The organism is Providencia sp. PROV141 (assembly GCF_028481645.1).
GTDB lineage: Bacteria > Pseudomonadota > Gammaproteobacteria > Enterobacterales > Enterobacteriaceae > Providencia > Providencia rettgeri.
In genome coordinates, this window is sequence record NZ_JAMPPR010000029.1 from 1 (window position 1) to 1,185 (window position 1,185).

General features: G+C 41.9%; 1 protein-coding gene. It reads left to right on the forward strand.

Features of this window, described 5'->3' with window-relative positions; all coding sequences use genetic code 11:
* Positions 1-1,185, forward strand: a 1,185-nt coding sequence (locus tag PSF09_RS18375; protein ID WP_272684288.1) for a phage tail length tape measure family protein, incomplete at both ends; no start/stop codon positions are given.

The following is a 1,185-nucleotide window of genomic DNA, read 5'->3' on the forward strand; positions in this document are numbered from 1 at the left end:
TCACATCTTTAATTACACCATGGAAAGTGGCCATGTTTGGTGGTGCTGGTGCATTAACGGCATTTGGTGTTGCTGCTTATCAAGGGTCTAAAGAGCTCAGCGAGTACAATAAACAGCTTATTTTAACGGGCAACTATGCCGCTAAAACCCAAGGACAGCTTAATGCGCTAGCTAAATCCCTTTCGGGTGACGGTATCACGCAGTACAAAATGGCTGATGCACTGGCGCAAGTTGTTGGCTCTGGCTCGTTTACTGGCTCACAAGTCGATATGGTCGCTGGTGTTGCGGCAAAAATGGAAAAGGCCACAGGGCAATCTATTGATGAAACTATCAAGCAATTTCAGCGACTCAAAGATCAGCCGGTTCAAGCTGTCATGGAATTGGATAAGTCTCTTCACTTTTTAACTGCAACTCAACTTGAGCAAATAACCACGCTTGAAGAACAAGGGCGAACATCTGATGCAGCTAAGATTGCGATGGAATCTTATGCTAATTCAATGAGAGACAGAACGTCTCAAATTGTTGAAAACTTAGGTTTCTTAGAATCTGCTTGGGCAGGCGTTAAAGATATGGCTGTAAGCGCATGGGATGCAATGCTTGACTTAGGAAGAGCCAAAACGCTTGACCAACAAATAAGGGAATATGAAGAAAAGCTTGTTGATTTCCAAATAAATCCTGTATCCAAAGGTCTTCACTTCAACAAAACAGGGCAAACAGCTGATGATCTAAGATATGAGCTTCTTGAGCTGAAGGAAAAAAAATATCAGCAAGACATGGAAAATGCAAGAAAGCTGTCAGAAAGAAGAGAGGAAGAGAGCCAAAAGCGCAAGATCCAAATTCAAAATGAATATGCAAACAAATTTTCTTCAAGAGAAACCCAAAGGAAGAAAGAGTTAGAAAAATTAGAGTTTGACAGAAAAGCGTTGGGAGAGGAAAAATATCAGGAATACAAGGCAGAGATTGAGCGAAAGTATGCAGATCGAAAAGTGCCGAATACACCGAAAGGTAAGGTATTTCGCCCTGATATGGGAACGCGTAACGATGAATCAGCACAAGCTGAAGTTACCTCTCTTCAGGCTCAGTTAAAGCTGCTTGAACAGCACTCCTCGACCACTGACTTTATTAGTCAGCAGCGTAAAAATTTACAGCTAGAACAAGCCAAATTTGATGTTTTAGAGGAGGCAA